Annotated in this window: 27 protein-coding genes; 9 read left to right on the top strand and 18 right to left on the bottom strand. The window is 66.9% G+C overall.

Translation table 11 applies throughout. The features are described 5' to 3' along the window. Positions 1-136: 136 nt before the first annotated feature. From AC3DEZ_RS19865 to AC3DEZ_RS19850, 4 genes are all read right to left on the bottom strand, one after another. Entirely contained in the window at positions 137-820 is a 684-nt protein-coding gene (locus AC3DEZ_RS19865) for a class I SAM-dependent methyltransferase (protein WP_488389748.1), read from the bottom strand. Between the two features lie 34 nt (positions 821-854). Beyond that, positions 855-2,129 (bottom strand): MFS transporter, encoded by a 1,275-nt coding sequence (locus tag AC3DEZ_RS19860; protein ID WP_488389747.1) that lies wholly within the window; start codon positions 2,127-2,129, stop codon positions 855-857. Between the two features lie 40 nt (positions 2,130-2,169). Continuing rightward, entirely contained in the window at positions 2,170-2,985 is an 816-nt protein-coding gene (locus AC3DEZ_RS19855) for a siderophore-interacting protein (protein ID WP_488389746.1), read from the bottom strand. A 66-nt stretch (positions 2,986-3,051) separates the two neighbouring features. Then, the gene (locus tag AC3DEZ_RS19850) at positions 3,052-3,753 is read right to left on the bottom strand and encodes a PadR family transcriptional regulator (protein WP_488389745.1); all 702 of its coding nucleotides are present in this window, start codon (positions 3,751-3,753) and stop codon (positions 3,052-3,054) included. 171 nt (positions 3,754-3,924) lie between these two features. Between AC3DEZ_RS19850 and AC3DEZ_RS19845 the strand changes: the two genes are divergently transcribed. The 3 genes from AC3DEZ_RS19845 to AC3DEZ_RS19835 all read left to right on the top strand — a co-directional run bounded on the left by AC3DEZ_RS19845 (position 3,925) and on the right by AC3DEZ_RS19835 (position 5,180). Next, a complete protein-coding gene (locus AC3DEZ_RS19845; RefSeq protein WP_488389744.1) occupies positions 3,925-4,443 on the top strand; it encodes a helix-turn-helix transcriptional regulator in 519 nt (172 codons plus the stop codon). Further along, on the top strand, positions 4,440-4,856 hold the full coding sequence (locus AC3DEZ_RS19840; RefSeq protein ID WP_488389743.1) for a VOC family protein: 417 nt from the start codon (positions 4,440-4,442) through the stop codon (positions 4,854-4,856). The genes AC3DEZ_RS19845 and AC3DEZ_RS19840 overlap by 4 nt, the downstream gene beginning before the upstream one ends. A gap of 108 nt (positions 4,857-4,964) precedes the next feature. Beyond that, positions 4,965-5,180 carry a hypothetical protein gene (locus AC3DEZ_RS19835; RefSeq protein WP_447103590.1) on the top strand — a complete coding sequence of 72 codons (216 nt, stop codon included), beginning with the start codon at positions 4,965-4,967 and terminating at the stop codon, positions 5,178-5,180. Positions 5,181-5,222: 42 nt separating this feature from the next. Here AC3DEZ_RS19835 and AC3DEZ_RS19830 read toward each other — a convergent pair whose 3' ends face one another. The 9 genes from AC3DEZ_RS19830 to AC3DEZ_RS19790 form a co-directional block, all read right to left on the bottom strand. Continuing rightward, positions 5,223-6,662, bottom strand: coding sequence for an amidohydrolase family protein (locus AC3DEZ_RS19830; protein WP_488389742.1), 1,440 nt, complete (start codon positions 6,660-6,662; stop codon positions 5,223-5,225). 25 nt (positions 6,663-6,687) lie between these two features. Further along, positions 6,688-7,317: a TetR/AcrR family transcriptional regulator gene (locus tag AC3DEZ_RS19825; protein ID WP_488389741.1), complete on the bottom strand. Its 630-nt coding sequence runs from the start codon at positions 7,315-7,317 to the stop codon at positions 6,688-6,690. A 52-nt stretch (positions 7,318-7,369) separates the two neighbouring features. Further along, positions 7,370-8,002, bottom strand: a complete 633-nt coding sequence (locus tag AC3DEZ_RS19820) for a hypothetical protein (protein ID WP_488389740.1) — start codon at positions 8,000-8,002, stop codon at positions 7,370-7,372. A gap of 22 nt (positions 8,003-8,024) precedes the next feature. Continuing rightward, the gene (locus tag AC3DEZ_RS19815) at positions 8,025-8,786 is read right to left on the bottom strand and encodes a DUF899 domain-containing protein (RefSeq protein ID WP_488389739.1); all 762 of its coding nucleotides are present in this window, start codon (positions 8,784-8,786) and stop codon (positions 8,025-8,027) included. 213 nt (positions 8,787-8,999) lie between these two features. Beyond that, on the bottom strand, positions 9,000-9,665 hold the full coding sequence (locus tag AC3DEZ_RS19810) for a Vgb family protein (protein ID WP_488389738.1): 666 nt from the start codon (positions 9,663-9,665) through the stop codon (positions 9,000-9,002). A 48-nt stretch (positions 9,666-9,713) separates the two neighbouring features. Then, a complete protein-coding gene (locus AC3DEZ_RS19805; RefSeq protein ID WP_488389737.1) occupies positions 9,714-10,934 on the bottom strand; it encodes a helix-turn-helix domain-containing protein in 1,221 nt (406 codons plus the stop codon). A gap of 69 nt (positions 10,935-11,003) precedes the next feature. Next, a complete protein-coding gene (locus AC3DEZ_RS19800) occupies positions 11,004-11,396 on the bottom strand; it encodes a DUF6165 family protein (protein WP_488389736.1) in 393 nt (130 codons plus the stop codon). A 64-nt stretch (positions 11,397-11,460) separates the two neighbouring features. Next, the gene (locus AC3DEZ_RS19795) at positions 11,461-12,498 is read right to left on the bottom strand and encodes an NADP-dependent oxidoreductase (RefSeq protein WP_488389735.1); all 1,038 of its coding nucleotides are present in this window, start codon (positions 12,496-12,498) and stop codon (positions 11,461-11,463) included. Positions 12,499-12,514: 16 nt separating this feature from the next. Then, positions 12,515-13,810, bottom strand: coding sequence for an MFS transporter (locus tag AC3DEZ_RS19790; RefSeq protein ID WP_488389734.1), 1,296 nt, complete (start codon positions 13,808-13,810; stop codon positions 12,515-12,517). A gap of 73 nt (positions 13,811-13,883) precedes the next feature. Between AC3DEZ_RS19790 and AC3DEZ_RS19785 the strand changes: the two genes are divergently transcribed. After that, positions 13,884-14,921 carry an AraC family transcriptional regulator gene (locus AC3DEZ_RS19785; protein ID WP_488389733.1) on the top strand — a complete coding sequence of 346 codons (1,038 nt, stop codon included), beginning with the start codon at positions 13,884-13,886 and terminating at the stop codon, positions 14,919-14,921. A gap of 27 nt (positions 14,922-14,948) precedes the next feature. Here AC3DEZ_RS19785 and AC3DEZ_RS19780 read toward each other — a convergent pair whose 3' ends face one another. The 3 genes from AC3DEZ_RS19780 to AC3DEZ_RS19770 are packed head-to-tail and all read right to left on the bottom strand — an operon-like array spanning position 14,949 to position 17,223. After that, positions 14,949-15,914, bottom strand: a complete 966-nt coding sequence (locus AC3DEZ_RS19780; protein ID WP_488389732.1) for an alpha/beta fold hydrolase — start codon at positions 15,912-15,914, stop codon at positions 14,949-14,951. A 53-nt stretch (positions 15,915-15,967) separates the two neighbouring features. After that, positions 15,968-16,879, bottom strand: a complete 912-nt coding sequence (locus tag AC3DEZ_RS19775; RefSeq protein ID WP_488389731.1) for a hypothetical protein — start codon at positions 16,877-16,879, stop codon at positions 15,968-15,970. Continuing rightward, on the bottom strand, positions 16,876-17,223 hold the full coding sequence (locus tag AC3DEZ_RS19770; RefSeq protein WP_488389730.1) for a PadR family transcriptional regulator: 348 nt from the start codon (positions 17,221-17,223) through the stop codon (positions 16,876-16,878). The genes AC3DEZ_RS19775 and AC3DEZ_RS19770 overlap by 4 nt, the downstream gene beginning before the upstream one ends. 296 nt (positions 17,224-17,519) lie before the next feature. Here AC3DEZ_RS19770 and AC3DEZ_RS19765 point away from each other — a divergent pair, with 296 nt between their 5' ends. Genes AC3DEZ_RS19765 through AC3DEZ_RS19745 form a run of 5 tightly spaced genes read left to right on the top strand, consistent with a single transcriptional unit; the run spans position 17,520 to position 21,959 of the window. Further along, complete coding sequence (locus AC3DEZ_RS19765) at positions 17,520-17,993, top strand: (R)-mandelonitrile lyase (protein WP_488389729.1); 474 nt, start codon at positions 17,520-17,522, stop codon at positions 17,991-17,993. Further along, positions 17,971-18,759, top strand: a complete 789-nt coding sequence (locus tag AC3DEZ_RS19760) for a carboxymuconolactone decarboxylase family protein (RefSeq protein ID WP_488389728.1) — start codon at positions 17,971-17,973, stop codon at positions 18,757-18,759. Before AC3DEZ_RS19765 ends, AC3DEZ_RS19760 begins: the two co-directional genes overlap by 23 nt. Before the next feature lie 2 nt (positions 18,760-18,761). Then, positions 18,762-19,838, top strand: a complete 1,077-nt coding sequence (locus AC3DEZ_RS19755) for an alpha/beta hydrolase (RefSeq protein WP_488389727.1) — start codon at positions 18,762-18,764, stop codon at positions 19,836-19,838. Between the two features lie 44 nt (positions 19,839-19,882). After that, on the top strand, positions 19,883-20,983 hold the full coding sequence (locus AC3DEZ_RS19750; RefSeq protein WP_488389726.1) for an alpha/beta hydrolase: 1,101 nt from the start codon (positions 19,883-19,885) through the stop codon (positions 20,981-20,983). Between the two features lie 58 nt (positions 20,984-21,041). Further along, positions 21,042-21,959, top strand: a complete 918-nt coding sequence (locus AC3DEZ_RS19745) for an SDR family oxidoreductase (RefSeq protein ID WP_488389725.1) — start codon at positions 21,042-21,044, stop codon at positions 21,957-21,959. A 46-nt stretch (positions 21,960-22,005) separates the two neighbouring features. Here the strand turns inward: AC3DEZ_RS19745 and AC3DEZ_RS19740 are convergent, their stop codons facing one another. Both AC3DEZ_RS19740 and AC3DEZ_RS19735 read right to left on the bottom strand, forming a co-directional pair. Further along, a complete protein-coding gene (locus AC3DEZ_RS19740) occupies positions 22,006-22,899 on the bottom strand; it encodes a LysR family transcriptional regulator (protein ID WP_488389724.1) in 894 nt (297 codons plus the stop codon). A gap of 361 nt (positions 22,900-23,260) precedes the next feature. Then, positions 23,261-25,534 (bottom strand): arylsulfatase, encoded by a 2,274-nt coding sequence (locus AC3DEZ_RS19735; RefSeq protein ID WP_488389723.1) that lies wholly within the window; start codon positions 25,532-25,534, stop codon positions 23,261-23,263. Positions 25,535-25,733: the final 199 nt, after the last annotated feature.

The raw sequence follows: 25,733 nt of genomic DNA, 5'->3' as shown, positions 1-25,733 counted from the left end.
CGTGTCGTTGCGGCGGCAGTGTGCGCGTGTCCGGGCGGGGCGTGGGATGCGAAGGGATGGACCGCGGGCCGTGGGGACGAATGGCGGAGTGCCGGGGGCGAGCCGTGCGGTCCCCGCTCCCACGACGGGACCACGCTCAGGCGTACGCCACCCAGGCGCGGAAGGTGAACCCGACATGGAACAGGCTGACGCCGGTGAAACCGGCGTCTTCCAGGATGGCTTCGTCCTCGTCGGGCGTGAGCAGGTGGAGATGCCGATCGATGGCGGCGCGCCCGGCTTCCGCCTGCGCCGGATTGATGCCGGACGCCATCGCGAAGGCCGCGTAGCGCGACAGCCAGAGTGCGCGCTGCCCGCCCTCTTGCGGAAAGCTGGCGTGGGCCACCACGAACGGCGCGCCCGGGCGCAGGCGCCGGTGGACTTCGCGCAAGGTCCGACGGCGTTCCTCCGTGGCGAGGAAGTGCAGGGTCAGCAGGCAGGCGCCCGCGTCGAAGGGTCCCCCGGGCGCATCGTCGATGTAGCCGTGGATCCATTCCACCCGCGCCGCCGGCGGGCCGAGCAGGGTCGCGGCGAGATCCAGCATGGGGCGCGCCGGATCCACGCCGGTGAATGACCAGCCCGGGTGGGCCTCCGCGAAGGCCTTCAGTTCGAGCCCGCCACCGGCGCCAAGCACCAGCACCCGCGCGTCGTCGGGTGCGCGTTCGGCGAGCAGGATCGCCGCCATGCGTTGCAGGTCGGCGAAACCGGGCACCAGGCGCGGCGGACCTTCGGCGTAGCGCGCCACGGCGGCGGCGTCGGAGAACGCGGACGAGGACTCATTCATGCAGACGCTCCGAGGGATGACGGCGCTGGCCGGCTCAGCCTTCGCTTCGCGCGAGCAGGTCCGCATCCTCGTCCACGGCGGCGACCGGGGCCTGCGGCCGGTCGCCGTCGGTGCTCACCCGTCCCACCCAAACGATCGCGATCAGGGACAGCGCCACCGCCACCCAGCCCGCCATGCCATAGCCGCTGATCGGACCGGCGGGTGTCGGCGAGGACAGCATCAGCCCGCCCAGCCAGGCGCCGCAGCCGGTGCCCATCGCCTGCACCGCGCTGTTGGCGCTGAGGAAGGCGCCGCGCTGGTGGGACGATGGCACCGTGGTCAGCAGCGCCTGCATGGGGATCATGCGACCGGACATCAGCACCATGAAGAAAGGGAAGAACGCCAGCATCGCGAAGAAGCCGATGTCGGGAAGATGGGTCACGAACAGCATCGGCGCCAGCGACAGCAGCACCGCGATACGGAACACCCGGTGCTTGCCGTGCCGATCCGCCAGCTTGCCGATCGCGCGCGAGGTGAAGAACGTCGCCGCGCCGCCGACCATGTACAGCCATGACAGCTGATCCGGGGCGATGCCGTGGTTGGCGACCAGGATGGGCGACATGAAGGGGATCACCAGCATCGAGGCGATCATCAGCAGCAGGGTCAGCACGAACGCGTTGAGATAGCGCGCCTGGGTGAACAGGCCGAACAGGTTGGGGAACGCCTGCTTCCATGGCACGGTCTGCCGCGCCAGATGCTGATCCAGCGGAGGCAGCACGCGTGATCCGGCGAACCAGATCACCACCGAGAGGCCGACCAGCAGCCAGAACGGCGCGGCCCAGCTGTAGTGCGCGCCCAGCAGCACGCCGGCCGGCACGCCCAGCACCGATGCCAGCGAGAACGCCATCATCACCGTGCCGGTGGCGGCGCCGCGGCGCGGACCGGGAATCACGTCGGCGATGATCGCCATCACGATGGAACCGAGCACGCCGCCGCTGATGCCGGCCAGCGCGCGCGAAGCCAGCAACAACACGTAGCTGTCGGCGAGCGCGCAGGCCAGGTTGGACAGGGCGAACAGCGCGTATACGACCAGCATCAGTTTGCGCCGGTCGAAACGATCGATGTAGGTGGCGGCCAGCAGGCCGGACAGGCCGGCGCACCAGGAATAGGCCGACACCGCGGCCGCGAACGCGGCCGGGGTGATGTGGAAGGCCTGCATGATCTGCGGACCCAGCGGCATCATCACCATGAAGTCCATGATGAGGGTGAACTGGGTCAGCATCAGCAGCCACAGCAGGCGCCGCTCGCGCGGCGCGCTCAAGGTATACATGTAACGTCCTTGCGGTCGTGGGGACCGGAACAGGGGGAAGTCAGTCTTCCAGGTTTTCGTGCACGCCCGGCGCGCCGCGCTTCCAGTAGGCGGCGGCGCGGATGCGCGACTTGTCGATGCCGCGCTCGCTTGCCAGATGCTGACGCACGGCACGGATGTCGGTGGATTCGCCGGCGGCCCAAACATACCCGTCGCCCTCCGGCAGCACCAGTGCGCGTATCGCCGACAGCAGCGGCGGCGCGTCCGGTGCCGCGTCATCGCGCTGGCACCAGATCACCCGCAAATCGGCGCGGGTATCGAACGCCAGCCGCGCGGAGGCATCGACGACTTCGAGCACGGCGATCGCACGCGCGCCGGCGGGCAGTTCGGACAGGCGGCGGGCGATGGCGGGCAACGCGGTGTCGTCGCCGATCAGCAGATGCCAGTCGAAGCCGGTGCCGATCACCAGCGACCCGCGCGGTCCGCCGACGCCCAGCCAGTCGCCCGGCTGCGCGCGCGACGCCCAGTCGGTGGCCGGACCGGCTTCGTGCAGGGCGAACTCCAGTTCCAGTTCGCGGGCGTCGTTGTCGTAACGGCGCGGGGTGAAATCGCGCATCACCGGGCGTGGCCTGTCGTCGCGGAACTCCACACCGTCCGGACCGAGCGCGGGAAGTTCGGGGCGCGCCTCGCCGGGCGCGGGAAAGAACAGCTTGACGTGATCGTCGAACGAGGCGGAGACGAAATCCTGCAGATCATCGCCGGCCAGGGTGACGCGGCGCAGATGCGGAGTGACGTCGTGCACGCGGGCGACTTGCAGGAGACGCAGTTTCAGCGGATGGCGGACGCGCACGACCGTCCGGTTGGCAGCTTCTGACATGGAAAACCTCGTGGGGGAGGGATGAAACGGTTCCGCCGCCCGGAGGCGGCGGAAGGGAGTGTCGGATCAGTGGTCTTCGCCGTCCTCGATCTCGCGGGTGGCGCGTTCCAGAATCGTGGCGATGCGCCGTTGTTCCGTCGCGGACACGCCGTCGCGGCGCACCAGCGCATGCTTCAACGCGTGGCGGGCGCGAACCAGTTCGGGCACCCAGCCGCCTTCGTCCACGTCGGCCGGCGGTTCACCGGCGAACGCGCGCCGTACCGAATCCATCTTGCGCGCGATGTGCGACAGCTTGGCGAGCATCAGCTCGACCCGATCCCGGTTCGCCTCCAGGTGTTCGCGACCCGGTGCCGCCAGCGCGTAGCGCTTGCGGTTGCCCTCGGCTTCCACGTCCACGTAACCCAGCTCTTCCAGATAGGTGAGGGCCGGATAGACCATGCCGGGACTGGGGCTGTAGAAGCCGTTCGAGCGCGCCTGCAGGGCCTTGATCAGCTCGTAACCGTGGCTGGGCTGATCTTCCAGCAGACCCAGCAGCAGCAGTTGCAGGTCATCGGAACTGAACTTGCGGCCGCGGGTCAGACCGTCCTCGCCAAAGCCGCCGAAACCGCCGGGAAAGCCAGGGCCGGGACCATGGCGATGACCGCCGCGGCCACCATGGCGACGACCGATGGCTTGCCAGAAGGAATGCGGGGAAAAGCCCTCGGAAAAGGGGAAATCACCGCCGCAGTCCTCGCCGCGGTGCTCATGTCGGGGGTGATGACGGCGCATCGGACACTCCAGATATGTCATAAGATAGGTCGTAAGATATATATCGTAAGAGTGTCCGTCAAGTCTCCGGATGACGGAGACACCCGGGCCAGGACCTCCCTCGACCTTGCCGGTCTTTGGGGTATGGTTGCCCCCGCCGACGGCGTTCGCCCCGGCCGAGACAGGAATCCCATGGCGACATCCGAACGATCGCAAGCCGACAGGGCACGCACCGGCCAGGACCCCGAACTCCTGCGTCGCCTGCTGCGCGCCAAGGATCGGATGGACGCCGCCTCGCACGAGGACTGGCCGGTGTCGCGGCTGGCGCAGGTGAGCCATGTGTCGGAGGCGCACTTCGCGCGCTGTTTCAAGGACGCCTTCGGCGTGCCGCCGCACCGTTATCTGCTCACCCGCCGTATTGAACGCGCCAGGGCGCTGCTGCGTGACACCGGACTTCCGATTCTCGACATCGCCCTGCAGACCGGCTGGACCAGCCTCGGCACTTTCGGCCGCACGTTCCGCGACATCACCGGCGAAAGTCCAAGCCAAACCCGTGCGCGCGAACAACTCGCCCGTGAGGCGGCGCGGCGGATGCCCGCCTGTTACGCCAGCGCCGCGCATCGCCCGGATCTCACCATCGCAGTTTCGGAGAAGCGGCGGCGGGAGGCCGATGCTACAAAGACCGCCCCATCGAAACCGGAGGTCACATGAGTCAGGGTGTTGGAGTGGTTGGGCTGTACGTCCGCGATCAGGACGAGGCTCTGGAGTTCTATGTCGGCAAGCTGGGCTTTCGCGTCCACACCGACGTGAACGGTGGCGACTATCATTGGTTGACCGTGCAGCATCCGGAACAGCCGTCGTTCCAGTTGGGCCTGTTCAAGCCGCAGGAACCCCTGCTTGACGCGGCCACCGTGCGGACCGTGCGCGAAATCGTCGCCAAGGGCGCGATGCCGCCGTTGATCCTCGACGTCGAGGATTGCCGCGCGGCCTATGAACAGCTGAGCGCGCGCGGGGTGGAATTCACCCAGCCGCCGGAAGAACGCTACGGCAATGTCGATGCCAATTTCCGCGATCCCTCCGGCAACGGCTGGAAGATGATCGAGTCGCGCCGCGGCAAGCACTGAATCCCGTTCGTCCCGCCCGCGGTCGCGTGACTCCGCGCGGGCGCAACGCCGTCCGGCAACGTGCGTGCCCGCCCGGGGCGTCCCGGGCCAAGTCCAGAGGAAATCCCGATGAACAAGTGGATCCGTCAGTTCCACCGCTGGCTGTCGATCATCTTCACCCTGACCGTGCTCGCCAACCTCGTCGCCCTGGCGATGCAGAAACAGTCCACCTGGGTGGGATTGATGGCGCTGTTCCCGCTGATCCTGCTGATGATCACCGGGCTGTATCTGTTCGCGCTGCCCTACCTCTCGAAGGTGCGGCGACTTGAACAGGCCGAGGGCTAGCCTCGCCGCGGAAACCGGAGGCGGCCGCGAAGGTCGCCTCCATCATCTGTGTGTTTCGGCGGAGGCGCTGTCGACCTTCCCGGCGGGCGCCAGCCGCGCATAGCGCTCCGCCAGTTCTTCCATCATCCCGTCGAGCTCCGCGCGGGCCAGGTAGCGTCCCCGGGAGAACACCGCCGCGATCGCGCGGGTATTGCGGATGTCCGCGAGCGGATCGGCGTCGAGCAGCACCAGGTCCGCGAGCTTGCCCACCTCGACCGTGCCGCGGTCGTCGGCGACCCCCAGGAACTCCGCCGGGACGCGCGTGGCGCTTTCCAGCACCTTGCGGTGGGGGATGCCGGCTTTCGCCAGCAGTTCCAACTCGTCGTGCAGGCTGAATCCGTAGACCACGCCGGGAATGATCGAATCCGTGCCCGTCATGAGTGGCACATCGGCGGCGGCCAGCGTGCGGACCAGGCGCTGGTTGAAATCGACCAGACCATCGCGGTGGGCGATCTTCCCTGGCGTCACATCGCGGGTATAGCGATTGGCGTGAAGCCAGTAGTTATTGAGTTCCGGATGGAGGTACCGGATGCCGTCCGCCTTGGCGACCACGGAGGCGTCATGGGTCTGGCGCGCGATCATCACGTTGGTGACCAGTGTGGTTGCGACCGCGATGCCATGCTTTCGACTCAATACGGCGTAGTGTTCGATGTCGGCATCGTTGGGCTGCTCGCCGAGCCGGCCGAATTCCTCGGCGTGCGCCACCATCGACATGCCGGGAATCAGCACCTCCTCCGCATGGTCTCGCGCGGCGTGGGGAAGGTGGCCGACCACGCGCACACCCGCATGTGGCGCCTCGTCGGCGATGGCGGCGTACACGGGCAGCGCCAGGCCGCTGTAGACCTTGACGAACGGGAAGCCGGCGGCGGCGATATCGCGCACCACCCGGCGACCCGCCTCCGGCGTCGTCGCCACGCGCGCATCCATCGGCCATGCCGGCGGATCGCCATCCACCATAGAGGCCGCGGCCACGTGCGGCCCGAGCACGCCGCCCCGCTCGATCTCGTCGCGCTGCGCGAGGGTGTAGTCGGAGGCGCTCATGTCCAGGATCTGGGTCACCCCGTTGGCGATGAACGGCAGCATCAGGTCCGCTGTCCGCATGTAGTCGGCGGGAAACACCTTGCCGAGCGGCAACTGGCGCCCGTAGCCGCGGTTCAGCACATGCACATGCATGTCGGCAAGCCCGGGCATCAGCCAGCGGCCCCGTCCGTCGATGCGGATGGCGCCCGCGGGCGGGCGGATCGAGGCGGCGGCTCCGATCTGGTGGATGCGTCCGTCCCGGATGACCAGCGTGGCGTCGTGGATGGGCGCGCCGTCCCGGGTCATCGGCAGGATAGTGACGTGCTCGATCACCAGCGGCGCATCATTGGACCTGGCCATTGACGCCTGGCCCGCGAGCGCCAGCAACAACGACAGCAGGATCGCGCTTGTTCGTTTCAACATGGGTGGGATGTCCCGGCGGTGATGTTCATGTGGGCGCGCGCCTGGCGCGGCCACGGGGCGCGGGTGAGCGCGCCCGTGCTTTGAGCCCTTCGAGCAGCCGCTCCAGCGATGTCCGGTAGAACGCGCGGAACTGCGCTTCATCGAAACTGAAGCGGCCGGCGCGATAGAGCGCGATCAGGCCATGCTGCTGCGCCCAGATCGCCATGCCGACGTCATGCGGGTCGTCGGGTTTGAGGAAGCCGGAAGCCATCTGCTCGCGGATGACCTCGACGGCGACATTGAAGGTCGGCGACAAGCCTGCGCGGAAGTCCTCCGGAAAGCGCCGCGCATCCTCGCGCGGCTCGGAGAACGCGTGATCAAACAGATGCGGATGGGACAGCGCGTATTCCAGATAGGGATCCGCGATCGCGATCAGCCTCTCCATCGGATCCGGATGATGCGAGCGGGCCTTCCAGTCTTTGGCGGCGGCATTGAAGCTATCGTCGGAAAGCCGCTTGAGCAGCGCTTCGCGATTGGGGAAATGGCGGTAGATCGCCATGGGCGTGACTCCCACCGCCTCGGCCACCCGGCGCATGCTCACGGCCTCGGCGCCTTCGCGGTCGAACAGCCGGTGGGCGGCGCGGAGAATCTTCTCGGCGGTGGTCAGGCGTGTCATGTATACAGTGTATACATGATCGTTCCGGAACCGCAAAGAGATGCCGGCGGAGCTAGGGCGATACCAGCAGCAGCGTGCCGATGACGCCCAGTGCCAGCGTCCACAGGTGACGGCAGGTGGCGCCCCGCCAGCGGCGGGTACCTGTGCGCAATCCGCGCCAGGTGGCGTGGGCAAGCACGCCGGTGACCGCGAGCATCGCCACCATGTGCAGCGCGACGGCGGCCAGCAAGAGCGATGACGCCCCGCTGCCGGCGAATTCGCGCCAGGGGCCGGCGGACAGGCACAGCGGCACCAGTGCCGGAACCAGAACCATGCCGAGTCCATGCGCGGTGGCCATCAACGCCGACCACAGCGCCAGTCCTGCCGTGCCCATTCGCTCCGTCGTGGCACTGTCATGCGCACGCTTTCCGCACAGCAGGCGATGACAGGCCAGCCCGAGCAGGGCCAACCCGGCGAACCGTGCGGTGAGATCAGGATCCACCTTCAGGCCTTGGGCGAAGGCGGCGGCGATCACGAGAATCGCCGCCGCGTGTCCCAGCGCGATGGGAATCAATGCGCGCCAGGCTTCGCCGCCGCGGTCGGCGCGCGTCGCCCGGGCCGCGGCGAACATCCAGCCATTGGCCGGATGCAACCCATGCAGGGCGCCGAGTCCGGCGATCATCAGCCAGGGCCAGAGCGTGCTCATGCCGCCGCGCCGGTGCCCGCGATCAGCCGTGGCAGCCGCAGGCGGTCTTGCCCGCCTGCTCGTAGAGATCGTGGTGGCGCACCCACGACATCGTGTCTTCCAGACCGGCTTCATCGCGGCCCTTCGGGGTGAGATCGAGCAGCGGGTACGTTCCCATCATCACTTCCACGCCGCGCCCGAAACGCGAATAAGTATGGAAGACGGTGCCGGAATCATCGCGATGGAACACGCTGATGCCGGGGGCTTCCGAATGCGGGAAGTACTGGTGGGCGTAGTTGTAGTCCACTGCGCCGGTCGCCATGTCCTCCGGGGTGAAGCTCACGCCGAAGTCGTAGTTGAAATCGGATCCGAACGAGGACACCCACGGGAACCGCCAACCCATGCGCGCGCGGAAACGCTGGATGTCGGCCAGCGGCGCGCGCGAGATCACCAGCAGGGTGGTGTCGCGCTGGGCCAGGTGCGCCCGCGCGCCGTCATGGTGATCGGCCATGTAGGAACAACTGCGGCAACCCTGGTCGCGACCCGGCGTGAACATGAAGTGCTGGACCAGCAACTGGTGGCGGCCGTCGAACAACTGGTCCAGCCGGCGCGGACCGTCGACGGTGTCGAACACGTAGTCCTTCTCGACCTTCACCCACGGCAGGGCGCGGCGCTCCTCGGCGATTCGATCGCCCAGGCGGGTCAGTTCCTTTTCACGCGCGAGCAGCTGCAGGCGCTCCTTCAACCACTGTTCGCGGCTGACGAGACGGGGGGCGGTGGCGGGGATGTCGGCAACGAGATTCATGATCTGCTCCTGGTATGTGGGTAGAGCCATCGGGGGAGGAACGGGGTGGCGCGATGCGGGTGGCGGCGGGGACTGAGCGGCCATCCGGGTGTCGGGACGCGCCTTCTTCCTTCGCGGAAAGGCAAAGCCGTCCCTGTCCCCCTTGTCGAAGGGAGAGGTGGAAAGACATCGGGGAGACGACGTGCGCGGCGCTTCAATCGCCCGCGCGGGGCGTCACGCGGCGTGTCGCGGCCTGCGTACCGCGCGGACCTTGCCGCTGCCGCCGCCGCCGGCATAGAACAGATCCGCGCCGTCGGATTCCAGGCCGCTCACGTGGGCGCCGGCCGGCATCTGCAAGCGATCCAGCACGTCGCCGCTGTCCGGATCGATGCGGCGGATTTCGCTTTCGTCGCCTTCCCAGGTGCCGTGCCAGAGTTCGCCGTCCACCCAGGTGACGCCGGTGACGAAGCGGTTGGATTCAATGGTGCGCTGGATGGCGCCGGTCGCCGGATCGATGCGATGGATGCGGCGATCGCGGTACTGGCCGACCCACAGGCTGCCTTCGGCCCAGGCCAGACCGGTGTTGCCGCCCTGTGCCGGAGCGGGAATCGAGGACACGACGTCGCCGCTGACCGGATCGATCTTCTCGATGCGCGAATCGACGATCTGGTACAGGTACTTGCCGTCGAAGGCGGTGCCGGCGTCGCAGGGACGTTCCAGCTTGCGGACGGCGGCGCCGCTGTCCGGATCGAACGCGATCAGTCGCTCGTTGGTGGCGGCCCAGACACGGGTGCCGTCGTGGGTCACGCCGTGGATGCCTTCCTTGTCGTTGATCGCGTATTCGCGGACGATCTCGGCGGCCCTGGCCGGGGCGGGGGAACGGGAGGCGGTGCGGTTCATGGCCTGGATTCCTGCGATGTGCGCCGGTCGTGGCGCGATGGGCACACTCTAGCCAGCCGGCAGTGCGGCGGGGAGTAACAAGATCGTCGTGAATCCGGTCAGCGGCGGCGCGACCCAGCGCTGGGCGCGGGCACGCCCGACCGCGCGGACCCGGCCACCGGCCTCTAGCTCGGCGAGCGCGCGCTGCACGGTGCGCTGGCTGGTATCCAGCGCCAGCGCCAGCGCCGAGGTGGACCAGGCGGCGCCGTCGGCGAGCAGCGCCAGCAGTTCGGCCTGTCCGCTTTCCAGCGGCGGCACCAGCAACGCCACTTCGCGCGCGTCGTGCGGGATCAGGGCGAAGCCGCGCGTGGTGGCCTCGATGCGGGCCAGCGGCGCTGCCAGCGCGCGCAGGCGGCCGAGTTCCACCCGCAGGCGGGCGCGGTGGGTTTCGTCCGGATCGCGCGTGCGGAAGGCCTGTTCGATCAGGTGTTCGCGGCTGGCATCGCCCGGCCAGGCTTCGGCCAGAGTGCGCGCCAGCGCGAACAGCACCGGCCGCCGCGCCAGCGGATACCACGCACCGTCGCGGCGCAGTCCGCGCCGGCAGGCGTCGATCACCAGCGCGCCGGAAGCCAGCAGTGCCTCCACTTCATCCAGCCGCAATGGCCGCTCGCCTTCGGCGTGCCGGCGCCGCGCCGCGGGACGGGCGAGCAACGAACGCGCGTCGGCCACTTCCGCGCGCAACGCGGGGATCCCGGCGTGGATGGCCGCTTCGTCGGCGCGTTCCAGCGCGGCCCGCGCCGCGCCGGTACGCAACGCGCGCAGCGCCAGTTCGGCCCGGACCAGCTGCGCGATCGCGGCCAGCGCCGGCGACAGCCGGCCGCGCGCCAGCACCGCCAGCGTGGCGGCGGCGGCATCCAGGCGGCCCAGCAGCAACTGCCTGCGCGCGATGACCAGGCGACCCTGGTTGGCGTTGACGTGATCGGCATGCGTTTCCAGGATCGCGACGGCGCTTTCAAGCGCGCGCGGCGTGGCATCCAGATCCCGCATCGCCAGTGCGACTTCGGCCTCGGCCACCACGCAGCGCGCCCGCGACAGCGGTTCACGCGCGCCGAAGCCGCGCACGGCACGACGCAGCAGTTCGCGCGCCCGCGGGTGCTCGCCGAGCTGGGCCATCGCGATGCCGCGCAACGCCAGCGCCGGTGGATCCTCGCGCAGGGCGACACGCTTGAGCGCGCCCAGTGCATCGCCGGCGGCGAGGGCGCGTGCGGAAGCGGTGAGCAGGGCGTCCATCGCGACAGGCTAACCGGTCGCGATGGCGGGAGCGAGCAAGGGCCGGTGAATCCGGGCGCGCCGGCGTGCTCAGCCCTCGGCGCGGTATTCCTTCTCTTCGACGAAGGTCGATCCGGCCTGCTGGTTGATGGCGTTCTTCAGGCCCACACGCTGGCCGTTGTGCTGCGCGACGGCGCGGGCCAGCTGGATGAAGGCATCGTCGAACACCTGCGCGGCTTCCTTCTCGCGCAATGCGTCCTGCACGTCCCACATGCGTTCGTTGGCCTGCTTCAGCTGCACCTTGAGGTCGGCCATGGTCGGATGGCGCGCGGCGATCGGCGCCCACAGCGGCAGCAGGTCCTGCAGTTCCGCGAGCACGTTGCGGTGCTTGCCTTCGTCGGTGATGCGCTCGGCCTTGATTTCCAGGATGGTGATCTTGTCCGCCAGCTCACCGATCGATACCGGTACCCGAATCGAATCCACGTCCGTTCCTGCATTGGGAATGTGCGCGGATGATAGCGGATCGTCCTTTCCGGGACGGATGCGGTCAGTCCGCCACCCGCACCACGAGCTTGCCGAAGTTGTGGCCCTGGAGCAGGCCGGCGAACGCCGCCGGCGCCTGTTCCAGCCCGTCCACGACGTCTTCGCGCAGGCGGATGTCGCCGTTGGCAATCCAGCCGCGCATGTCGCGGCGGAAGGTGTCGAAGCGGTCCGCATAGTGGTCCAGGATGATGAAGCCCTGCAGGCGCACGCGCTTCTGCAGGATCGTCGCCAGCAATCGCGGACGCAGGTCCGTGGCGCCGGCGGCGTCGCGATCGTTGTAGTGGGCGATGAAACCGCATACCGGCACCCGGGCATGCAGATTGAGCAGCGGCAGCACCGCGTCCAGCACCTCGCCACCGACGTTCTCGAAGTACACGTCGATGCCGTCGGGACAGGCGGCGGCGAGCCGTTCGGCCAGATTTCCCTCGCGGCGATCCAGGCAGGCGTCGAAGCCCAGTTCCTCCACCGCGAAGCGGCACTTGTCCGCGTCGCCGGCGATGCCGACCACGCGCGCGCCTTTCAGTTTCGCGAGCTGGCCGACCACGGCGCCGACCGCGCCGGTCGCCGCGGCCACCACCACCGTTTCGCCCGCGCGCGGCTGGCCGATGTCGAGCAGTCCGACGTAGGCGGTGAAGCCGGGCATGCCCAGGCCGCCCAGGGCAAGTGAAGGATGCGGCAGACCGTCCAGCGGGGCGAGGTCGGACCCATCGGACAGCGCATAGTCCTGCCAACCGGCGTTGGCGAGCACGACCTGGCCTTCGCGGAAACCGGGATGGCGCGAAGCCCCGACCCGGCTGACCGTGCCGCCGACGATGACATCGCCCAGCGCCAGCGGCGGCGCATAGCCCGGACCGACTTCATCCATCAGGTTGCGCATGTACGGATCCAGCGACAGGTGCAGCGTGCGCAGCAGCACCTGGCCCTCGCCGGGCGTTGGCGCCGGCTCGGTGATCAGGCGGAAGTCGGTCGCCACCGGCAGGCCGCGCGGGCGCGCGGCCAGGGTGATGCGGCGGTTGAGCGGAGGGTTGGCGGGCGTGGACATGCGCGGCTCGTGATGGTCAGTGGAAACCCTGGCGCGAAGGCATCGCCTCGCCGGCGGCGAAGCTTGCCGGACGCGGCCCGTGGCGCAGGGTCAGCAGGGTGCCGAGGGTCATCATGATGACCGCGAACAGCGGACCGCCGATCGCGCCGACATGATCCACCAACAGGCCGCCGCCGATGGCGCCGGTGGCGATGGCGATCTGGAACGCCGCGACCAGCAGGCCGCCCGCGCCTTCGGCCTGATCCGGCGCGGCGCGGATGATCCAGATCTGGAACCCGACCGGGAACGCGCCGAACGCGAATCCCCACAGGGTGATCGCGATGGCGGTGACGACGGTCGAATGCCCGGCCAGCAGCAGGCCGATCGCGAGCAGCGCGATCAGGGTTCCGCCGAACACGATCGCGGTCCGTTCGCTGCGGCCGGCCAGATAGCCGCCGGCGAAGTTGCCGAAGAAGCCGCCGATGCCATAGCCCAGCAGCACCGCCGAGATCGCGCCGACCGACAGGTGGGTGACGTTTTCCATCAGCGGGCGCAGGTAGGTGAAGCCGGCGAAGTGGCCGGAGATCACCAGCAGGACCGCGAACAGCGCCATGCGCACGCCGGGACGGGTCAGCAACTGGCCGAGCACGCGCAGATCCGGGTTGGCCGTCGGTGGCAGCGCGGGCAGGGTGAAGGCCTGCGCCAGCAGGGTGATCACGCTGAGCGCGCCGGCGGCGATGAACGCGCTGCGCCAACCCCACAGCTCGCCCATCCACGCACCCACCGGCGCGGCGCAGACGGTGGCGACCGAGACGCCGGTGAGGATGAACGACATCGCGCGCGGGAATTTCGATTCGGGCACCAGCCGCATCGCCAGCGCCGCGGCCATCGACCAGAACCCGCCCAGCGCCACGCCCAGCATCACCCGCGCCGCCAGCAGCGGCCACAGGCTGTCGGCGGTGACCGCGATCGCGTTGGACAGCACCAGCAGCGTGGTCAGCGCCAGCATCACGTGCTTGCGATCCAGACGCCGGGTCAGCAGGGGAATCGACGGCGCGGCGACCGCGCCGATCAGTGCGGTGGCGGTGACCGTCTGCCCGGCGGCGCCTTCGCTGATCGACAGGTCGGTGGCGAGCGCGGTGAGCAGGCTGGCCGGCAGGAATTCGGCGGTGACCAGCCCGAACACGCCCAGCGCCAGCGAGGTCACGGCGGCCCAGCGGGCAGGGACTTCGGCCTCGGCGTACGGGGCGGAAACAGGGGGAGTGGAGGAAAGCGCCTCGACGTCATCCAGGAGCGCGTCGGCGGTGCAGTCGGTGCAGGAAGGGGAGGACAAGGGGGAAGCCTGTGGGGGGCGGATTCGCAGATTAGGCGTATGATGCTGGCGTTTCCATGCCGGAAAGACCTGAATGCTTGCTCATTCGTCCAAATCCGCGACGCCTCCGTCTCCCGCATCCGAAGCGACCAGCGGCCGCGACCTGCTCACCCAAGTGCTGCTCGACCTGCGTCTGGACGGGGTCGAGTACGGTCGCTGCGTGATGCGGGCGCCGTGGGCGATCGCCTTTCCCGCACGCCGCGAAGCGAGTTTCCATTTCGTCGCCCAGGGCGGCGGCTGGCTGAAGCTGCCGGATACGGACTGGGTGCGCCTGAACGCGGGCGACGCGGTGCTGCTGCCGCGGGGCAGCTTCCATGTGGTGGCCAGCGATCCGGACGTGCCGACGATCGACATCGACGCGTTCGCGCGCGTGCCCGTTTCCGAGAACCTCTACCTGGTGAAGACCGGAGACGACGCCGACGTCGATCCCGCCGCGCGCAGCGTGATGTTCTGCGGCAGCATGCGCTTCAACCTGGATCCCCTGCATCCGCTGCTGGCGATGATGCCGGACATGATGCGCGCGGGTGAACTGGCGCAACGCGATCCCACCGTGCCGGCGATGCTGGAAGCGATGGAGCGCGAGGTCTCGCTGGATCGCATCGGCGCGTGCGGCATCATGGCGCGGCTGGCCGACGTGCTGGCCGCCAGCATCATCCGCGCGTGGGTGGAATGCGGTTGCAGCGATTCCTCCGGCTGGATCGCCGCGGTGCACTGTCCGTCGATCGGGCGGGTGATCGCGGCCATCCACGCCGAGCCGGAACGCGACTGGAGCGTGCCGGAGCTGGCCGGACTGATGGGCGCGTCGCGCTCCCGCTTCGCCGAAGCCTTCACCCGCACGCTCGGGGAAACCCCGGCACGCTACGTCGCCCGCATCAAGATGTTCCAGGCGCGGCGCTGGATCGCGCAGGAAGGCATGCGGGTGGCGGTGGCGGCCAATCGCCTGGGCTACGACTCCGAAGCCTCCTTCAGCCGCGCGTTCAAGCGCATCATCGGCCAGTCGCCCGGCGCGCTGCGCAGCGAACACCTGCACCCGCGCCCGCGCGTGGCGTTCGAGGCGCACGCACCGCGCTGATCGTCGCGCGGTGCGGCGCGGTGCCGGTCAAGGCTTGCGAACCTCGTCGAGCCGGATCTCATCAAGGATCCGGCGCGCCGCCTCGGCGACCACGGCCGGATTCTCGTACGGGATGACATGGCCGGTGTTTTCCGCGACCACCAGGAAGCCGCGCGTGGACAGGGTCGCCAGATCTTCCTGCCACCCGCGCCACTGGAGATCCTCCGCGTTCGGCGGCGTCTCGGTCTTGCCGCGCCGGATCACCGCCAGCGGCAGATCGCCGAGGGTGCCGTAGCCATGCGCCTGCTGCATCGCGGCGGGCACGCGATCGAGCGCTTCGTATTCCTGCTTGACCGTGGCGAGCACGCGCGGCAGGAACGCCACCACGATGTCGGGTTCGACGTCGGCCGGCAGCGGCACGACCGGACCTTCGCCCTGCGCCTTCTTCAAGCCGGCATCGATTTCCGCCGCCAGCCCCGTGCGGAATCGCGCCGCGCCCGGAGTGAACAGATACGGCTCCGGGCTGGCGTCCACCAGCACCAGGCCGGCGACCTCGTCCGGATATTCCCGCGCGTACAGTCGCGCCAGCAGCCCGCCGACGGAATGGCCGACGATCACCAATGGCGTCCGCAGTTTCTTCGCGGCGATCAGTGCGTGCAGATCCGCCACCATGTCCTGTTGCGTGCGGGCGCCGGGAACCGGATCGCTCCAGCCCAGTCCCGCGCGGTCATAGGTGCAGGCGCGGGCGAACGGCGCGATGGCGTCCTGCGCCTTGGAGAAGCCCGAACGCGCGGTGTACTGCGACAGCCCGGCCTCGAACAGCACGGTGGGAGCGGCCGCGTCGCCCTTGCAGTCCAGGTGCAGACGGCGTCCGCCGATGTCGACGAGTTCGCCCGGCGCGGGTGGCGGAACGAACGTGGACGGAGACGGGGCGGATTCATCCGCGAAAACGAGGTTGGCCAGGCCCAGGTTGGCCGGAATCAGGGCGAGCGAAAGCAGACACGCGCGAAGCATGGCGGGACTCCTTGCAGGGGAAGCGGGAAGGCCGGCGGCGCCGGCCGGTGATGTCAGCCGGAAGGATCCGGCAGGCGGATGCGGGTACGGCCGCGATGCAGGCGGACCCCCAGGTCCACCAGCATGATGACGACGATCAGCGCCAGGATGCCGCGCGCACCCTGATCGGTCGGCGTGGCCTGGAACATGCGGCCGGCGGCGACCCACCAGACCAGCAGCGCGATGAAGGCCGCGCTGGACACGATCTCCAGCTTGCGCATGAGCGGCGACCAGCGGCCCTGCACCAGCACCGCCGCCAGGATCGCGAAGCTGGCCGCCCACAACGGCAGCACCGGCCAGGCGCGGATCCGCAGGAAATCCGGATCCAGCGACAGCACCCGCGGCAACGCGCCGGGAAGATGCGGCACCAGCCAGGGCAGCGACACCACCACGGCCACGCCGATCACGAACCACGCCAGGCCAAAGGCGAGCGCGCCGCGATTGACGCGTTCGGGATCGACCGCCCGCGGCCGCCAGCGTGACTTGAACCAGCCGCGCTGCCGCAGCCACGCGGCGAGCAGGGTGAACATGATCATGAAGCCGGGCCACCAGAAAGCGCCCAGGCCCGGACCCAGCCACCAGCCGGCCAGCGGCAGGCGGCCATCGAACACGTGCGGCAGGCTGATCGCCCACTGGATGACGAGGCCGATGATCGCGATCAGCGCGAACTTGCCGGTTTCCTGAGGAGGAATGGCGACCAGGCCCGGCGGGCGGTAGCGCGTGGCCACCTCGGCCGGCGTGCCGAATTCGCGCAGCAGCGCCAGCACCATCGCATCGTCGGCGGGCCGGCCTTCGCCATCGGCGCGTTCGGCCAGCATCTCGGCGAGCAGGCCACGCAGTTCCAGCCCGATTTCATTGCGCTCGCGTGCGGGCAGGCGGCGCATCACATCGATCACATAGGCATCGATCACGTCGTTCACGTTCATTTCCCGTCCCCTTGCAGCAGTCCGCCCATGGTCCCGACCAGCGAATCCCAATAGGCCTTCAATTCGGCGAGCATCGCCTCGCCCGCGTCGTTCAAGCGGTAGTAGCGGCGCGGCGGGCCGTCCTCGATCCGCCACTCCGAGGCCAGCACCCCCTGGCCTTCCAGGCGCCGCAGCAGCGGATACAGCGTGCCTTCCTCGATCGGCATGCCGCGCTGGGCCAGCGCCTGCCGCAGCGAATAGCCGTACTGGAACCCGCGCAGCTGCGACAGCACCGCCAGCACCAGCACGCCGCGCCGCAGCTCCAGTTCCAGCTTGGATCCCGGGTTGTCGCGTGCTTCCACCATGTCCCACCCCGTAAAGTTTTGCGAACAGTACTTTGTGCTACACAGTATGTAAACGGGATCGCCCCACGAACCGACGAACGGTTGTGCTCACAAAGTCATGGCTCGTCCTTCAGTCTGGTGGCCGGAGACTTGGCATCGTGGAAAGGCAGCAAAGATTTGTCGCGGCCGTTGTCAGTCTGGTCAACTTATATCAATAAAGAATTAGTTCTATTCGAATGATGCTATTTATCTATTAAATGGCAGTGCCTATCTTGCTTCTGTCGGCTCAACGACGAAGGGCCGTGGAGCACTATCTGATGACCAGAACACTATTGGGATTCGCGATCTGCGTCGCAACGACGGTCGCGCAATCTAGCGAGGCGGGTGGGCAGAAGATCACCCGCGTCGGCGAACAGGTTTCCACCTTCGGCCCCATCACATCCTTCACCGGACACGTGCGTGTCGACCCCCTGCTCGCCGACGACGAGAAGATCAATGACGTCTCGCTCGCCTACGTGACTTTCGATCCCGGTGCGCGCTCCGCCTGGCATACGCATCCGGCGGGCCAACGGCTGGTAGTAACCGCTGGTGTGGGTCTGACCCAGGAATGGGGCAAGCCCGTGCAGGAAATCCGCCCCGGTGATGTGGTCGTGTGCCCAGCCGGCGTCAAGCACTGGCACGGCGCCGGGCCGAACACGGCCATGACTCACCTGGCCATGACCGGCTCGGTGGATGGCAATAGCGTGGAATGGATGGAGAAGGTGACCGATGAACAATACAACGCTCGTTGACCGCCGCCATTCCAAAGGGCTGGCTGCGGCATTGACGCTGTTTCTGGGATGGACGACTGCGCCGTATGCCGTCGCGCAGAACACCGTGGACCCGCAGATCATGACGCAGAAACAATCCGCTTCCGAAACGCTTTCCGAAAAACAGCGGGCGATTCCCTTGATCGCGGCCGCCATGGCCACAAGCGACATGCCCAAGCTCAATGTCGCCTTGAACCAAGGGCTGGAGGCGGGACTGACCATCAGCGAGGTCAAGGAAATCCTTGTGCAGCTTTATGCCTACGCAGGCTTTCCACGCAGCCTCAATGCACTGGGCGAACTGCTGAAAGTGGCCGAAGCACGCAAGGCGTGCGGCATCGAGGATGCGCCGGGGCGCCTGCCAAGCCGCGCAGTCGCGACAGGCGATGAACTGATCGCGATCGGTAAGGCCAACCAGACGAAGATTTCCGGCGGCCCGGTCAAAAATGCAGTGACAGACTTCGCGCCGGCCATCAACCAGTTCCTGCAAGCGCACCTGTTCGGCGACATCTTCGAGCGAGACAACCTGGATTGGCAAAGCCGTGAACTGGCCACGGTCGGGGCGCTGGCCGCGATGCCGGGTGTTGAGGCGCAATTGCGCTCGCACATGGGCGCCAGCATGCGTGTGGGCCTGAGCGCGGCACAACTGCGCCAGGTCGTTCGGATTCTGGCAGAGCACGCCGACCCCCAGACAGCCGAGCGTGCGAGCGCGGCCCTGACGCAGGCGCTTGCGGCTGCGTCGGAGCATTGACCATGAACTTTCCCCAAGTGCTGCTGACTCTCATGACGCTGACCTCGCTTGCCGCTTGCGCGACCCCCGCCGTCAGCTTGAGTACCACCGGTCCCCTGGTGATCCAGGACCAAGGTAGCTTCGCCGTCGGCGGCAGGGTGATGAGGACGCCCGGGACCTACGACAACAATCGTCCGACCTCCGCGGGACAGACGTTCCACGGCGATCACCTCTACGCCTTCTATCAGATGCCGCAGAACCCGCGGCCGCTGCCCATCGTCATGTTGCATGGCGCGTTCCAGTCTGCGCGCAGTTGGGAAACCACCTCGGACGGACGTGAAGGCTTCCAGACGATCTTCCTGCGTCGAGGCTTCCCTGTGTATCTGGTCGATCAGCCGCGTCGTGGTCGTGCGGGCAACAGTATGCAAGAGGCGAAGATCGAGCCCATACCTTTCGATCAGCTTTTCTTCGATCAATTCCGGATCGGCAAGTGGCCTGACTACTTCGACAACGTCCAGTTCGACCGCAAGCCCGAGACGCTGGATCAGTTCTTCCGTTCGGTCACCCCGAACACCGGTCCCTACGATGCTGGCGTGATCTCAGATGCCATGGCCGCACTGTTCGACAAGACGGGCCCCGGCATCCTGTTCTCGCATTCGCAGGCGGGCGGACCGGGTTGGTTGACGGCAATCAAGAGCCAGAACGTCAAGGGCATTGTCGCCCTCGAACCTGGCAGTGGATTCATCTTCCCGGAAGGCGAGTTGCCCCCAGCAATGCCGAGCGCTGCCGGCACCTTGTCGCCCGAGTCGGTGCCGCTGGCGGATTTCAAGAAGCTCACCCGCATACCGATCGTCATCTACTACGGCGACAACTTCCCGACCGAACCGACGGCGGAACGAGGACAGGACAACTGGCGAGTGCGCTTGGCCATGGCCAAGCTCTGGGTCGATGCCATCAATAAACATGGTGGCGACGCGCAGATCGTGCATTTGCCGGAAATCGGCATCCGAGGAAATACGCACTTCCTGATGTCGGATCTCAATAATGTCCAGATCGCTGACCAGGTGTCGAAATTTCTCGTAGATAAACATTTGGACTGATGTGCCCGCTTGCACTCATCCGCTTTGTTGAGAAGGAGCCACAAATGAACAATGAAGTCTTCAACAAGACCCGGCGCGGGTTCCTTGGAGCCTCCGGGCTTGCGTTTTCAATTGCCATCATGGGAGTTCCCGCAATGACCGCCGCCGCAGCCGCAGTCGCCTTCGACTATAAGAATCATCCATTCTCGCTGGTCTATGAAAACGCGATAACGAAGAACGAGCCCGGCAAGGTCAATATCCACCCGGTTGAATACGACCTCAACGGTTTGAAGATTGTCGCCAACGTCTACACACCGGCCCACTACGACCCGAAGAAGACGTACGCCGCGATCGTGGTGGCCCATCCCAATGGTGGGGTCAAGGAACAGACCGCGGGCCTGCATGCACAGCGTCTTTCCGAGTTGGGCTACATCACGATCGCAATGGATGCCGCATACCAGGGTGGAAGTGGCGGCGAACCGCGCAGCACGGACAAACCACAGTTCCGAATCGAGGACATTCACGGCGCGGCGGACTACATCACCCGCTATCCGGGCGTAGATCCCGAACGCCTTGGGCTGCTCGGCATTTGCGGCGGTGGAGGCTACTCGTTGGCTGCGGCAAAATCCGACAAGCGTTTCAAGGCAGTGGCGACGCTGAGCATGTTCAATTCCGGGCGCGTTCGTCGCGAGGGCTTCGCCGATTCGCAGTTGGATACAATCCAGCAGCGCCTCGAACAGGCCTCAGACGCACGCGCGCAGGAGAAGGCCGGAGGAACCATCCTTTATTCCGGTGACGCTGACATGACCGATGAGCAGATCGCGGCGCTGCCTTTCGAGATGTACCGGCAGGGTTACGAGTACTACTGGCGCACCCACGCGCACCCCGGCTCGACCTTCAAGTACACCACCAGCAGCCTGTTCGATTTGATGCGCTGGGACGCCATCGACCAGATCGAACTGATCGCGCAGCCCCTGCTGATGATCGCCGGCAGCAAGGCTGACAGCCTTTACATGACCGAGGATGCCTTCGCCAAGGCCACAGGTGCCGAGGACAAGGAGTTGTTCAAGATCGATGGGGCCACGCACATCGAGACCTACTGGGTCGACAAGTACGTGGACGCCACCATCGGCAAGCTGACGACGTTCTACGCGCGAACCCTGTGAAGCGGGAAGGTTCGGGTTCAACCTGAGCCTTCCGCGTTGGCAGATCGCCCAAGTGTTCATGAGCATAGGCTTGTCCGACATGGGTCGACCGACCTTGGCTGTGCTGCTGGCGTTCCTGCTGGTGCCCCTGGTGGCGCCGGGAACCGCCATCGCAGGATCGCGGCCATCGCAAGCGGACGTGCAGTCCAAGAACGGCAGAGCAAACGTGAGTACAGATCAACCTATTGTCCTGGTCATCGGCGCAAGCGGAAGCATCGGGGTGCCGGCTGTCGCGGAATCGCTGAGGAGAGGCTACGAGACCCGGGCGCTGGTGCGCGATCCGGCGCAGGCCAGGTTGTTTCCCGACGACGTACAGATCGTCGTCGGCGACCTGACCCGGGCTGAGACGCTACATGAGGCCGTCGCGGGTGTCACCGGCATCATTTTCACCCACGGTGTCGGAGGAAACGATCCGAAGGGCGCCGAGGAGGTGAATTACGGCGCGGTGCGCAACGTCCTGAGCGTCCTGAAGTCTCCGGCAAGAATCGCCCTAATGACCGCCGTCGGCGTGACCAAATCCAGCGTCGGGCACGACTGGAAGCGCCGCGGGGAACGGCTCGTGCGTGCCAGCGGGCTGTCTTACACCATCGTGCGGCCCGGATGGTTCGACTACAACGCGCCCGACCAGCAGCGCCTGGTATTGCGACAAGGCGACACACACTGGGCGGGCTCTCCTTCCGACGGTGTGGTTGCCCGTGCCCAGATTGCCCAGGTTCTGGTTGCCTCATTGACCTCGTCCGCCGCGAACCACAAGACCTTTGAACTGGTCGCCCAAAGAGGGGCTGCGCAAACTGATTTGGAGTCATTGTTCTCGGCGCTGCCGACCGATCCTATGGACGGCCATGATGGGATCAAGGACCGGAACAACCTGCCACTGGCCAGGGAACCTGCCACGGTCGTTCGCGACCTCGACGCAATCCGTGGAAGGTTCGAGTAACAAGACCAATCCGGAAAGCCTGGGTCAGGAGGCAACCGGCTGCGGATCATCCCACGAAACGCAAGGCATCACGGAAAAGCGTGAATGCCGGTGAGCTCTGTCGCCTGCTCGGATAGTAAAGATGGTAGCCGGAGAATGGTTCACACCAATCCGAAAGAACACGAATGAGGCTACCTTCCTGGATGTGGGTCAAAACCAAATCCTCCGGCATGTAGGCGAGCCCAAGGCCTTTGAGCGCTGCGTCCAGGCGCATGGCGATGTTGTTGAACACCAGTTGGCCTTCTACGCGCACCTTCAGCTCCTTGCCCTTCTTCTCGAACTCCCAGGCATAGATCCCCCCATAGGTCGGCAAGCGGATAGTGATGCAGTTATGCCCTGTCAGATCGTGGGGAGTCCTCGGGCGCGGGTGTCGGGTAAAGTAGTCTGGAGAACCAACAACGGCCATGCGCATGTCGGGGCCAATACGCACTGCAATCATGTCTTTGGCGACCGCCTCGCCCAGTCGCACGCCGGCATCGAAGTTCTCGGCCACGATGTCGGTTAGCCCATAGTCCACGATGATCTCGATGTGGAGATCGGGATTTTCCGGCAACAGCTTCGCCAGTACCGGTTGAAGCACCGTGATCGCCGCGTGCTCGCCCGCAGTTATGCGCAGCTTGCCCGCAGGCTTATCCCGAAACGCACTTAGTAGCGCCAGCTCGGTGTTGATCTCTTCGAATCTGGGCGCAATCACGTGGAGCAGGTGCTCTCCTGCTTCGGTCGGGGAGACGCTGCGGGTCGTGCGAGCCAGTAGCCTGATACCCAGCCGTTCCTCCAATAGACGCATGGAACGGCTCAACGCCGGTTGCGACATGCCGAGCTTCGCCGCCGCGCGGGTAAAGCTGCGTTCGCGAGCAACGATCAGGAAGATCGCGAGCTGGTCATAGCTCTCCGTGGACATCTATGCATTCTTGTTATCAACCAGACTCGATTATGCCATTGCCATCGGCCTGGGCTGCATGGGTCTGAGCTTGGCTATGGTCCTGCAGTGGACCGCGCTGATGGCATCACCCTCATCCATAGGGCCTCTGAGTGGAGCGTGACCTTCATTTGATACCACCGAAGTCTATGGGCAGTGGGTGAGCGAAGAACTTCTGGGCGACGCACTGCAGCCTATGCACTGGTTCTCAACGGTCAGTTCGTTTTATTGCGGAACTAAGTCAGTCCTTTATGACCAGTTCGCCGACCCGGCCGGCCAAGCCGATTCAGGGAAGGCCTGCCGGCTCGGGAAAAGGGGGATAGGGATCCGCCGGGGCGGGAAGTCAGCGCAATTGCAGGCTCAGGCGCTTCAGCGCACCGGTGAAGGCGAACGGCAGGCGGTAGTCATCGCTGATCGGCGAGGTATAGGCGCGGCCCACCCCGAAGGAACCCAGCACCGACGACCCCAGGCGCGCCACGCGCTGTTGCGCCACCGGCTGGCCGTCGACGAGCAGGCGGACGACACCGCCGCTGCCGGAGGCATCGCGCGCGAAATCCAGTTCCAGCCGATGCATGCCCGGCGACAGCGCCTGCTCCGCCGACACGAGGACGCGGTCGCGCCCGTACACGTTGTTGGCGAAGGTCGGCCTGCCGTTGCGCAGGTACCACGCGAAGCCGCCCAGGCGGCTGCCGTAGGCGGCCAGCATGCCTTCCGTTGCACCGTCGACGCCTGTCTCCACTTCCGCGGTGAAGCGGAAACTCGAGCGCGGCAGGCGGGGCAGCGATTTGGCCGGCAGCCGCGGCAGCGGCGGGACGAAATCGAAGCGGGTGCGTCCATCCGCGAGGCTGGGCGCGCCGTGGTCGGCGCCCTCGACGTAGTTGGCAAGCGGGAACACCTGGTTCCTGCGCGCCTCTTCGTCGAACCGCCGCTTCATGGCGGCCAGCTTCTCCGGATACCGCGCGGCCAGATCGTGGGCCTGGCTGAAATCGTGTTCCAGGTCGTATAGCTCCCAGCGGTCCGCGTCGAAGCCTTCCGGATAGGGTTTGATCCAGGGCGTCATGTGGCGCGCGCTGGCGATCCAGCCATCCTGATAGAGCGCGCGGTTGCCGAGCATCTCGAAGTACTGCACCCGATGCGCGGGCGGTAGTGTTTTTCCGTCCAGCAGCGGCAACAGGCTGACGCCGTCGAGCGGTCGCTGGACGATGCCGTCGACGCGCTCCGGCAACGCGATGCCAATCGCCTCCAGCAGGGTCGGCACCACGTCGTTGGCGTGCGAGAACCGTGCGATCGGTTGCGCCCGCGCCGCGAAACGCGCGGGCCACGACACCGCCATGCCCACCCGCAGGCCGCCGAAGTGCGAAGCGACTTCCTTCATCCACTGGAACGGCGTGCTGCCCACCCACGCCCAGGCGGACGAATAGTCGTTGAAATGCAGCGGGCCGCCGAGTTCGTCCAGATGGGCGAGCTGCGCTTCGTGGCCGGCGGTCGCATCCATGTGCCCGTGGATGCCTTCCATGCCGCTGGCGCCGTTGTCGCCTGCGACATAGACGATGATCGTGTTGTCGCCGTCGGGCGCGCCGCGCACCGCATCGAGCAGGCGGCCGATCTCGTGATCGGTGTGGGCGAGATAGGCGGCGAACACCTCCATCTGCCGCGCGAACACGCGGCGCTGCTCCGGCGTGAGTGAGTCCCAGGCGGGAATCTCGGCGGGGCGTGCGGTCAGTTCGGCATTCGCCGGCAACAGGCCGAGGCGCTTCTGGCGCGCGAAGATCTCCCGCCGCAGCACATCCCAGCCCTGATCGAAGCGGCCGCGGTACTGATCGATCCACATCTTGGGCACATGATGTGGCGCATGCACCGCGCCGGTCGCCAGATACAGGAAGTAGGGCTTGTCCGGCGCCGCCGCTTCCCGGGTGCGCAGCCAGGTGATCGCCTGATCGACGAAGTCGCCGGTCAGGTGGTATTCGCGGCCGGGAACGTGTTCCGGCTCCACCGGCGTGGTGTCGCGATACAGGCTGGCGGGTTCCCACTGGTTGTCGCCGCCGTGATTCATGATGCCGTAGAAATATTCGAAGCCCAGGCCGGTGGGCCAGCGATCGAACGGTCCGGCGGGAGACACTTCCCACTCCGGCGTGTTGTGCCATTTGCCGATCGCGGCGGTGCTGTAGCCGTGATCCTTCAGCACCCGCGCGATGGACGCCGCTTCGGGTTTCCAGACCGCGTTGTAACCGGGCGTGCCGGTGGCCCAGTCGGCGACCCGGCCGAAGCCCACCGCGTGATGGTTGCGCCCGGACAGCAGCGATGCCCGCGTCGGCGAACACATGCCGGTGGTGTTGAAGTTGGTGAACAGCGCGCCGTCCCGCGCGACCCGGGAGAATGCCGGGGTCCGCGCCACGCCGCCCAGACTGTCGGGATCGCTGAAGCCCACATCATCGAGCAGGATCAGCACGATGTTGGGCGCGCCCTCGGGCGCCCGGACCTGTCGTCCCCAGTCGGCCGCACGGGTCGGCGGGCACAGAAGGGCCAGGCAGACCGCGAGCCGGAAAGCCCCGGTTCGATGCGTCGTCGCGATGATCCGCGCGAGCGGGGGGCGTGGTGAAGCGTGCGTCGATGACATGGAAATCCGGATTCCCCTCCCAAGGCGAGGATCGATCCTAGGCCGGGGAACCGATCGGACAACCGCGGTCGCCTTTCTTCTGTCCCAAGCATTTGTCGGTTGTTCGTCCACGGCCCGCGTACCGGCGATGCCCGATAGCGGACGCCGAACGTCCGGTATCGGACAGCATCGCGCGTCCGTCCCGCGAAAAGCCGCAAGC

The sequence above is a fragment of the Pseudoxanthomonas sp. 134C1 genome (genome assembly GCF_057773065.1).
Note: the sequence above shows the minus strand (reverse complement) of the source record. Positions and strands in the feature narration are given on the sequence as shown.

What these genes read in the sequence shown, in the direction of transcription:
- AC3DEZ_RS19765 (WP_488389729.1), top strand. Translation starts at nt 17,520, where the DNA reads ATGACCAGAACACTATTGGGATTCGCGATCTGCGTCGCAACGACGGTC.
- AC3DEZ_RS19735 (WP_488389723.1), bottom strand. Translation starts at nt 25,534, where the DNA reads ATGTCATCGACGCACGCTTCACCACGCCCCCCGCTCGCGCGGATCATC.
- AC3DEZ_RS19810 (WP_488389738.1), bottom strand. Translation starts at nt 9,665, where the DNA reads ATGAACCGCACCGCCTCCCGTTCCCCCGCCCCGGCCAGGGCCGCCGAG.
- AC3DEZ_RS19795 (WP_488389735.1), bottom strand. Translation starts at nt 12,498, where the DNA reads ATGTCCACGCCCGCCAACCCTCCGCTCAACCGCCGCATCACCCTGGCC.
- AC3DEZ_RS19785 (WP_488389733.1), top strand. Translation starts at nt 13,884, where the DNA reads ATGCTTGCTCATTCGTCCAAATCCGCGACGCCTCCGTCTCCCGCATCC.
- AC3DEZ_RS19775 (WP_488389731.1), bottom strand. Translation starts at nt 16,879, where the DNA reads ATGAACGTGAACGACGTGATCGATGCCTATGTGATCGATGTGATGCGC.
- AC3DEZ_RS19750 (WP_488389726.1), top strand. Translation starts at nt 19,883, where the DNA reads ATGAACAATGAAGTCTTCAACAAGACCCGGCGCGGGTTCCTTGGAGCC.
- AC3DEZ_RS19855 (WP_488389746.1), bottom strand. Translation starts at nt 2,985, where the DNA reads ATGTCAGAAGCTGCCAACCGGACGGTCGTGCGCGTCCGCCATCCGCTG.
- AC3DEZ_RS19860 (WP_488389747.1), bottom strand. Translation starts at nt 2,129, where the DNA reads ATGTATACCTTGAGCGCGCCGCGCGAGCGGCGCCTGCTGTGGCTGCTG.
- AC3DEZ_RS19840 (WP_488389743.1), top strand. Translation starts at nt 4,440, where the DNA reads ATGAGTCAGGGTGTTGGAGTGGTTGGGCTGTACGTCCGCGATCAGGAC.
- AC3DEZ_RS19850 (WP_488389745.1), bottom strand. Translation starts at nt 3,753, where the DNA reads ATGCGCCGTCATCACCCCCGACATGAGCACCGCGGCGAGGACTGCGGC.
- AC3DEZ_RS19755 (WP_488389727.1), top strand. Translation starts at nt 18,762, where the DNA reads ATGAACTTTCCCCAAGTGCTGCTGACTCTCATGACGCTGACCTCGCTT.
- AC3DEZ_RS19820 (WP_488389740.1), bottom strand. Translation starts at nt 8,002, where the DNA reads ATGAGCACGCTCTGGCCCTGGCTGATGATCGCCGGACTCGGCGCCCTG.
- AC3DEZ_RS19845 (WP_488389744.1), top strand. Translation starts at nt 3,925, where the DNA reads ATGGCGACATCCGAACGATCGCAAGCCGACAGGGCACGCACCGGCCAG.
- AC3DEZ_RS19835 (WP_447103590.1), top strand. Translation starts at nt 4,965, where the DNA reads ATGAACAAGTGGATCCGTCAGTTCCACCGCTGGCTGTCGATCATCTTC.
- AC3DEZ_RS19815 (WP_488389739.1), bottom strand. Translation starts at nt 8,786, where the DNA reads ATGAATCTCGTTGCCGACATCCCCGCCACCGCCCCCCGTCTCGTCAGC.
- AC3DEZ_RS19805 (WP_488389737.1), bottom strand. Translation starts at nt 10,934, where the DNA reads ATGGACGCCCTGCTCACCGCTTCCGCACGCGCCCTCGCCGCCGGCGAT.
- AC3DEZ_RS19740 (WP_488389724.1), bottom strand. Translation starts at nt 22,899, where the DNA reads ATGTCCACGGAGAGCTATGACCAGCTCGCGATCTTCCTGATCGTTGCT.
- AC3DEZ_RS19825 (WP_488389741.1), bottom strand. Translation starts at nt 7,317, where the DNA reads ATGACACGCCTGACCACCGCCGAGAAGATTCTCCGCGCCGCCCACCGG.
- AC3DEZ_RS19865 (WP_488389748.1), bottom strand. Translation starts at nt 820, where the DNA reads ATGAATGAGTCCTCGTCCGCGTTCTCCGACGCCGCCGCCGTGGCGCGC.
- AC3DEZ_RS19760 (WP_488389728.1), top strand. Translation starts at nt 17,971, where the DNA reads ATGAACAATACAACGCTCGTTGACCGCCGCCATTCCAAAGGGCTGGCT.
- AC3DEZ_RS19830 (WP_488389742.1), bottom strand. Translation starts at nt 6,662, where the DNA reads ATGTTGAAACGAACAAGCGCGATCCTGCTGTCGTTGTTGCTGGCGCTC.
- AC3DEZ_RS19780 (WP_488389732.1), bottom strand. Translation starts at nt 15,914, where the DNA reads ATGCTTCGCGCGTGTCTGCTTTCGCTCGCCCTGATTCCGGCCAACCTG.
- AC3DEZ_RS19770 (WP_488389730.1), bottom strand. Translation starts at nt 17,223, where the DNA reads ATGGTGGAAGCACGCGACAACCCGGGATCCAAGCTGGAACTGGAGCTG.
- AC3DEZ_RS19745 (WP_488389725.1), top strand. Translation starts at nt 21,042, where the DNA reads ATGAGCATAGGCTTGTCCGACATGGGTCGACCGACCTTGGCTGTGCTG.